Origin of the sequence: Catenulispora pinisilvae (assembly GCF_015356865.1) — a bacterium.
GTDB lineage: Bacteria > Actinomycetota > Actinomycetes > Streptomycetales > Catenulisporaceae > Catenulispora > Catenulispora pinisilvae.
Genome location: NZ_JAAFZA010000353.1, coordinates 1 through 8,075 on the forward strand (window position 1 = coordinate 1; position 8,075 = coordinate 8,075).

At 68.3% G+C, this 8,075-nt stretch carries 6 protein-coding genes; 1 reads left to right on the top strand and 5 read right to left on the bottom strand.

From position 1 onward, the window contains the following. Positions 1-67: 67 nt before the first annotated feature. The 5 genes from IZR01_RS46265 to kdpF all read right to left on the bottom strand — a co-directional run bounded on the left by IZR01_RS46265 (position 68) and on the right by kdpF (position 6,158). Positions 68-1,399, bottom strand: coding sequence for a DUF2254 domain-containing protein (locus tag IZR01_RS46265; RefSeq protein ID WP_194899134.1), 1,332 nt, complete (start codon positions 1,397-1,399; stop codon positions 68-70). Between the two features lie 194 nt (positions 1,400-1,593). Then, entirely contained in the window at positions 1,594-2,244 is a 651-nt protein-coding gene (gene kdpC, locus IZR01_RS46270; protein ID WP_194927539.1) for a K(+)-transporting ATPase subunit C, read from the bottom strand. A gap of 13 nt (positions 2,245-2,257) precedes the next feature. Further along, positions 2,258-4,384 carry a potassium-transporting ATPase subunit KdpB gene (gene kdpB / locus IZR01_RS46275; RefSeq protein WP_194899132.1) on the bottom strand — a complete coding sequence of 709 codons (2,127 nt, stop codon included), beginning with the start codon at positions 4,382-4,384 and terminating at the stop codon, positions 2,258-2,260. After that, positions 4,384-6,069 (bottom strand): potassium-transporting ATPase subunit KdpA, encoded by a 1,686-nt coding sequence (kdpA, locus tag IZR01_RS46280; protein ID WP_194899131.1) that lies wholly within the window; start codon positions 6,067-6,069, stop codon positions 4,384-4,386. The genes kdpB and kdpA overlap by 1 nt, the downstream gene beginning before the upstream one ends. Further along, entirely contained in the window at positions 6,069-6,158 is a 90-nt protein-coding gene (gene kdpF, locus IZR01_RS46285) for a K(+)-transporting ATPase subunit F (protein WP_194899130.1), read from the bottom strand. The genes kdpA and kdpF overlap by 1 nt, the downstream gene beginning before the upstream one ends. Before the next feature lie 281 nt (positions 6,159-6,439). Between kdpF and IZR01_RS46290 the strand changes: the two genes are divergently transcribed. Beyond that, positions 6,440-8,075: amidohydrolase (locus tag IZR01_RS46290; RefSeq protein WP_194927540.1), on the top strand; the 1,636-nt coding region annotated here is incomplete at its 3' end.

An 8,075-nucleotide genomic window follows, 5' to 3' on the forward strand; every position in this document is an offset into this window, starting at 1 on the left:
GGCTGTGGTGGGGATGGTTTTGGCGGGGTGAGCCTCACCCCATGCCCTCACGAGGAACCCGTATTGCCTACGCTTGCAGGGTGCCCGCGAGCCGCACCAGCGTGTCGTAGCGGCGCAGGACGTCCTCGCGGTCCGCCTTCTCCGGCACCGTCTCCAGACACAGGGTCCTGATCATCTCCCCCTGTTCCGACAACACCCTGCGTTGCTCGGCCAGCGGCACCTGTTCCAGGATCTCGGTCAGGGCGTCGAGCTGGCGGATCATCACCGCCGGCATCCCGGCGGCGGCCTGGCGGACCTTCTCGAAGGCGCGCTGCACCAGGCGGTCGAAGGTGGTCTGGGTGGTGATGACGCGGATGTAGCCCTGCGCGTCCCGGTGCACCTGCTCGGGGTGCCAGCCCAGGGCGATCTCGCGCAGGCTGTCGCCGAGCCAGTCGATGCAGGTGAGCGCGGTGAAGGTGTCGTTGACCGCCGGCGACAGTGCCCTGATGGCGATCTCGACCAGCTGGTCGATGCCGAACGAGATGTCCTGCGACAGGCTCCGGTACGGCCCGCTCAGGTGCGCGCGTTGCAGCGCCCGCGCGACGCTCGGGGCCGCGTCGGCCGGCCAGACCACGGCCATGGTGCGGCCGTTGACCAGGAAGTGCCCGGGCCGTTGCAGCAGGTGGATCACCGAGTTGGTGGAGGTCGCGATCCGCACCAGCGTCGAGTGCCGGACATACTGCAGGTAGCCCGACTCCGTCGCCTTCACCTCCCCCGGCTCCTGCGCCATCCGCGCCAGCAGCTCGTTCGCCGACAGCCCGCGCTCGGGGCGGCCGGCGCAGTCCGGCGCCGCCTCGGCCGCGATCGCCTTCTGCACGTCGGCCGCGATCGAGGCGATCACCTGCGGCAGCTGGATCTGCACCGCGATGTGGTGGATGAAGTACAGCAAGACGGCCAGGTCCAGGACCACCAGGATCAGGGTCGTGGTGATGGACACGTGCGGGACGAAGTCCCCGTGCGGGCCGGGGCTGATCGCGATCAGCGCGAGGATCGCGTAGACGAACGTCGCGACGAATGTGCCCAGCGTCCACTGCGTGCCGCGATCGCGCATGAAGTTGCGCAGCATGCGCGGGCCGAACTGGGTCGAGGCCAGGGTCAGGGCGACGATCACCACCGAGAACACCACGCCGATCACGGTGATGACGGCCGCGGCGATGGTGGTGAGGATCTGCCGGGAGGCGTCGGCGGTGCCGCTGATCACCCAGGACGGCAGCTTGATGGCGCCGTGGTAGGCGGCGCGGTCGATGGCGACCGTGACGACGAACAGCAGGACCGCGCCGAGGACGTCGAGCATCGGCACCAGCCACAGGTTGGTGCGCAGCGCTTCGCGGCGCCACTCGGAACGGAGGTCCAGTCGCATGGCAGAGTCCTGAGGGAAGGGCGGATGAAGCGCCGACCAGACTTCCCGGCTCACCTGCCTCGATTCTAGTCTGTGGATCAACGCCCGCCCGAGGGATCTCGGGCAGGAAAGTAGCGGGACCGGCACGCCCCCGCGCGTACCGGTCCCGCCGCCTTCTCTGTTGTGGTGTGCGCCGGGTCCGAACCCGGCCGGCCTCAGCTCTTGGCCGCCGCGAACGGATGCGCCTTGTCCAGGGCCAGGTTCAGGGTCACCACGTTGACGTACTTCTCGCCCAGGAAGCCCAGCGGGCGGCCGGTGGTGTTGTCCTTGACCAGCTGGTCCACCGTCGCCATGTCGATGCCGCGGGCCTTGGCCACGGCAGGCGCCTGGTCGTCGGCGTTCTCCACCGAGATGCCCGGGTCCATGCCCGAGGCCGAGGCGGTGACCGCGTCCTCGGGGACCTTGGTCGGGTCGATGTTGTACGCCTTGGCGTACGAGGCGATCCGGCCCTCGATGGTGCTCTTCAGCGTGGCGCTGTCGGTGCCCAGGTTGGACCCGGCGGAGTAGGAGTAGTTACAGCCCGGGTCGCTGGAGTTGGAGGAGTTGGTGGCATCGGACGGCCGCGTCTGGAAGTACTGCGGCAGGGCGGCGCCGGACTTGTCGACGTACTGCTGGCACAGCAGCGAGGAGGCCACGATCTGCCCGGAGGCGTTTTTGATGAGCGAACCGTTGGCCTTGTTCTTGAAGGCGAGCTGTGCGATCCCGGTGACCAGCAGCGGGTAGGCGATGCCCAGGATCACGGTGAACACCAGCATGGCGCGGATAGCCGCCAGGTGCCGCCGCAACGGCGCGGAGATGCGAGACATGATTCCTCCTCCCTTACCGGAGTCCGGGGATGAATTGGACGACCAGGTCGATGAGTTTGATGCCGACGAAGGGCAGGACCAGGCCGCCGGCGCCGTATATGAGCAGGTTGCGCCGCAGCAGGGCCGAGGCCGAGGACGGCTTGTACTGCACTCCGCGCAGCGCCAGCGGGATCAGGCCGATGATGATCAGCGCGTTGAAGATGATGGCGCTGGTGATCGCCGACTTCGCCGAGTGCAGGCCCATGATGTTCAGCACGTGCAGGCCCGGGTAGACCACCGAGAACATGGCCGGGATGATCGCGAAGTACTTCGCGACGTCGTTGGCGATGGAGAAGGTGGTCAGCGAACCGCGGGTGATCAGCAACTGCTTGCCGATCTCCACGATCTCGATCAGCTTGGTCGGGTTGGAGTCCAGGTCCACCATGTTCCCGGCCTCTTTCGCGGCCGAGGTACCGGTGTTCATGGCCACGCCGACATCGGCTTGGGCCAGGGCCGGGGCGTCGTTGGTGCCGTCGCCGGTCATCGCGACCAGCTTGCCGCCCTCCTGCTCCTTCTTGATCAGCGCCATCTTGTCCTCGGGCGTCGCCTCGGCCAGGAAGTCGTCGACCCCGGCCTCCTCGGCGATGGCCTTGGCGGTCAGCGGGTTGTCACCCGTGATCATGACCGTCTTGATGCCCATCTGCCGCAGTTCGGCGAACCGCTCGCGGATGCCTTCCTTGACGACGTCCTTCAGGTGGATGACGCCCAGGGTGCGGGCCGGCTGGCCGGGGGCCTTCTCGGCCACCACCAGCGGCGTGCCGCCGGCCCCGGAGATGGCGTCCACCAGAGAGCCGACCTCTTCGGTGGGGTGTCCGCCGTTGTCGCGGACCCACTTCATGACCGCGCTGCCGGCGCCCTTGCGGACCTCGTGCCCGTCGGCCAGGTTCACCCCGGACATCCGGGTCTGGGCGGTGAAGGGCACGAACTCCGCGCCGGCCAGCTCGCCCTCGTGCCGCTCGCGCAGCCCGTAGGCGGTCTTGGCCAGCACCACGATCGAGCGGCCCTCCGGCGTCTCGTCGGACAGCGACGAGAGCTGCGCGGCGTCGGCCAGGGCGTCCTTGTCCACCCCGGCGACCGGGACGAACTCGGAGGCCTGGCGGTTGCCCAGGGTGATGGTGCCGGTCTTGTCCAGCAGCAGGGTGTTGATGTCGCCGGCGGCCTCGACCGCGCGGCCGGACATCGCCAGCACGTTGCGCTGCACCAGTCGGTCCATGCCGGCGATGCCGATCGCGCTCAGCAGCGCGCCGATCGTGGTCGGGATCAGCGCCACCAGCAGCGAGACCATGACGACCAGCGACTGCGCGGCGCCAGCCCAGGTGGCCATCGGCTGCAGGGTGACCACGGCGAGCAGGAAGACGATGGTCAGCGAGGCCAGCAGCACGTTCAGCGCCAGCTCGTTCGGCGTCTTCTGCCGGTTCGCGCCCTCGACCAGGTTGATCATCCGGTCGATGAAGGTCTCGCCCGGCTTGGACGTGATCTTCACGACGATCCGGTCGGAGAGCACCTTGGTGCCGCCGGTGACCGCGGACCGGTCGCCGCCGGACTCCCGGATGACCGGGGCCGACTCGCCGGTGATCGCCGACTCGTCGACCGAGGCGACGCCCTCGACGACGTCGCCGTCGCCGGGGATGACCTGGCCGGCCTCGACGACCACGAAGTCGCCGAGTGTCAGTTCGGTGCCGGCGACCTCGGACTCGGCCCCGGAGTTGCCCGGGGACCAGGACGCGAGCTTGCGGGCCACGGTCGTGGTCTTGGCCTTGCGCAAGGTGGCGGCCTGCGCCTTGCCCCGGCCCTCGGCCACCGCCTCGGCCAGGTTGGCGAAGACCACGGTCAGCCACAGCCAGACGGTGATCACCCAGGCGAACACCGAGGGCTTGGTGATGGCCTCGTACGTGGTCAGCGCGGAGCCGACCTCTACGACGAACATCACCGGGTTCTTCATCATGACCCGGGGGTCGAGCTTCTTCAGCGCGTCCGGAAGCGACTTCCAGAGCATCTTCGGGTCGAGGAACCCACCGCCCACGCGATGCGGTTCACCGCCCGGCTTCTGCTGCGGGGCCCGCGGTGCGGGGGCAGCTTCAGTCAGAGTGTTGCTTGACATCAGTGCAGTCCTTCAGCGAGCGGCCCGAGCGACAGGGCCGGGAAGTAGGTGAGGCCGACCACCAGCAGAATCGTGCCCAGCAGCATCCCCGCGAACAGCGGCGAGGCGGTCTTGAGCGTGCCCTCGGTCTCGGGAACCGGCTTCTGTTTGGCCAGCGAACCGGCCAGCGCCAGGACCCAGATCATCGGCAGGAACCGGCCGAACATCATCGCCAGCGCGCCGGCGGTGTTCCACCAGTGGGTGTTGCCGGACAGGCCGCCGAAGGCCGAGCCGTTGTTGTTGCCCATCGAGGTGAAGGCGTACAACACCTCGCTGAAGCCGTGTGGCGACGGACTGCCGTTCGGACCCAGGTTCCCGCTGCTGATCGAGGCGGTCTCACCCTTCAACGCCATCGCCAGACCGGTGAAGATCAACACCACGGCCGGGGTGGTCAGGATGTACAGGGCCGCGTACTTCATCTCGGTCGGGCGGATCTTCTTGCCCAGGTACTCCGGCGTGCGGCCGACCATCAGGCCCGCGATGAACACCGTGACGATGGCCAGGATCAGAATGCCGTACAGACCCGATCCGGTACCGCCGGGCGCGATCTCGCCCAGCATCATGTTGAACATCGCCGCACCGCCGCCGAAGGGCGAATACGAGTCGTGCCAGGAGTTGACGGCGCCGGTCGATGTCAACGTCGTACTGGTCATGAACAGCGTCGAGGCCGGAATGCCGAACCTGGACTCCTTGCCCTCCAGCGCGGCGTGGCCGTCGGCCAGGTTGATGCCGTGGTGGTGGGTCTCGAAGAAGGTCGAGAAGATCAGCGAACCGACCCAGATGATCGCCATCACGCTGACGAGGGTGTAGCCCTGCTTGTGCGAGCCGACCATCTTGCCGAAGGTGCGCGGCAGGCTGAAGCCGATCACCAGCAGCAGGTAGATCTCGATCAGGTTCGTGAAGGCCGTGGGGTTCTCGAACGGGTGCGCGCTGTTGGCGTTGAAGATGCCGCCGCCGTTGGTGCCCAGGAGCTTGATGACCTCCTGGCTCGCGGTACCGCCGGTGTACAGGCTCTGGTCGCCGTTGATCGTGTGGACCACGGTCATGTGGTCGCCGAGGGACTGCACGCTCCCGCAGGCGACCAGGATCACCGCGAACACGATGGAGAACGGCAGCATCAGCCGGATCAGGACCCGGGTGAGGTCCACCCAGAAGTTGCCCAGCCGGTCGGTCCGGTTCCGGGTGAAGCCGCGGATCAGGGTCGCGACCACAGCGATGCCGACGGAGGCCGACACGAAGTTCTGCACCGCCAGGCCCGTCGCCTGCGCAACGTAGCCCAGCGTGTTCTCGCCGGAGTAGTTCTGCCAGTTGGTGTTGGTGACGAAGGAGGCAGCCGTGTTGTAGGCCAGGTCCGCGTTCACCTTCGGCATGCCCAGCGCCATCATCAGGTGGTGCTGGACCCGCAGGAGCGTGTAGAGCAGCAGGACGCCGACGGCGGAGATGGCGAACACCGAACGCAGGTACGTACCCCACGTCTGGTCCGCCTCGGGATCCACGCCCATCGTCTTGTACAGGACCTTCTCAACACGAGAATGCTTCTTCGTGGTGAGAATGTGCGCCATGTAGTCGCCCAATGGCCGGTAGGACACGGCCAGCAGGAGGACCAGGGCGGCGACTTGGAGCAGGCCGGCCCAGGTGTCCGACATCAGAACTTCTCCGGGAGGATCAGGGCCGCTATGAGGTAGCCGACCAGCAGGACCGACACGATCAGGCCGATGATGTTCTCAGCGCTCAAGACGCTCGACCCCCTTGATGATCAACGCGAGAAGGGCGAAGAACGCGATCGTGATCCCGACGAAAATCACGTCGGCCATCAGGTGCTCCTTGGTTTCGAGGACGGGGTTACGCAGATCAGTGAAGCCTTGAAGGTTCTGGCGGAGCCGCCCGCAAGCGTGATGCAAACGCGGCGTCCGGATATGCGCACACGGTCCAAACGTGCGGGTCGGTAGCCGCTCGATTACCATCCGTGAGATGCCTGTTCCCGACTTTCCGTGAGAGATCAGGTGAGTGCAAACCATGAGCGACATACCGGTGATCCGGCACGCCGACCTGATCCTCCGATCGGGCCGGATCCACACGCTGGACGCCGCCGACACGGTCGTGTCGTCGGTGGCCGTGACCGGTACCCGGATCGCCGCGGTGGGCGATGACCGGGAGACCGCGGCGCTGCTCGGACCGGACACCGAGGTACGGGATCTGGCCGGCCGCGTGGTCGTCCCCGGGCTGCACGACTCACACCTGCACCTGGTCGACGCCGGTAACAGCTGGAACGCGCAGGTCCGCTGGGACGGCGTGCCCTCGCTGGCCGACGCGCTGCGCCTGCTCGCCGTGCGCGCCGCCGGGGCCGTCCCCGGACAGTGGGTCCAGGTGGTCGGCGGCTGGTCCCCCGACCAGTTCGCCGAGCACCGGCTGCCCACCCTGGCCGAGATCGAGTCGGTCTCCGCCGACGTGCCGGTGCTGGTGGTCTTCCTGGACACCGCGGCGTTCCTGAACCGGGCCGCGGTCCGGGCCCTGGGCTACACCAAGGGCACGCCGGACCCGCCCGGCGGGGAGATCCAGCGGGACGCGGCGGGCTACCCCACCGGGCTGCTGCTGGCCCGGCCGAACCCTGCGGTCCTGGCTCTGGCCCTACTCGGGGCGGCACGGCTGGACCCGCAGGAGCGGGTGAACTCCACGCGCCGCTTCCTGCACGAGCTGAGCGCGCTGGGGGTGACCGGCGCGATCGACGCCGGCGCGACCGGCTTCCCGGACTGCTACGCCGCCCTGCGGACGCTGCGGGCGCAGAACCGGCTGAACGTGCGAACGGCGCTGAACGTCATCGCCCCCCAGCCCGGCGAGGAGCGCGAGGAGTTGGCCACGATGGTCGGCAGCCTGAACCTGGGCGGCGACGACCTGCTGTGGTTCAACGGCGTCGGCGAGGCCCCGGTCCTGGACGGCGTCGACTTCTCCAACTTCGCCCAGCCCCGCCCGGACCTCACCGCCGATCTAGGCCGCCACCTGGAGCCGGTGGTGCGACTCCTGGTCGAGCGACGCTGGCCGTTCAGCTTCCACGCCACCTACGACGAGTCGATCAGCCGCTTCCTCGGCGTCCTGGAGAAGGTGGACCGCGACATCCCATTCGACGGGCTCCGCTGGGCCGTGGAGCACGCCGAGACCATCCGCCCGCAGACCATCGACCGAGTGGCCGCACTCGGCGGCGGCATCACGGTGCAACACCGGATGGCCTACCGCGGCGAGCAATTCCTCAAGCGCTACGGCCCCGCCGCAGCCCGCCACGCGCAGCCGGTGATGGAGATGCTGACCCGCGGCGTCCCAGTCGGCGGCGGCACAGACGGCACCTGGATGGCATCGGCGAACCCCTGGGAGGCCCTGCACTGGTTCACCACCGGCACCACCCTCGGCGGCCTGGAGCTGTGGCGGCCGGAGGACCGGCTGGACCGCACCCTGGCGCTGCGGCTGTTCACCGGCGGCAGCGCGTGGTTCACCGGGGAGCAGCGGCTGCGCGGGGCTTTGGAGCCGGGGATGCTCGCGGATCTGGCGGTGCTGTCGGCGGATTATTTCAGCGTGCCGGATGCCGAGGTGGCGGGATTGGGGTCGGTGTTGACTGTGGTCGGTGGGCGGATCGTGCATGAAGGGGGGCTGGGTTCTGGGG

Bases quoted from the DNA above. Each gene is read 5' to 3' on its own strand.
- IZR01_RS46265 (WP_194899134.1), bottom strand. From the start codon at position 1,399: ATGCGACTGGACCTCCGTTCCGAGTGGCGCCGCGAAGCGCTGCGCACC.
- kdpC (WP_194927539.1), bottom strand. From the start codon at position 2,244: ATGTCTCGCATCTCCGCGCCGTTGCGGCGGCACCTGGCGGCTATCCGC.
- kdpB (WP_194899132.1), bottom strand. From the start codon at position 4,384: ATGTCAAGCAACACTCTGACTGAAGCTGCCCCCGCACCGCGGGCCCCG.
- kdpA (WP_194899131.1), bottom strand. From the start codon at position 6,069: ATGTCGGACACCTGGGCCGGCCTGCTCCAAGTCGCCGCCCTGGTCCTC.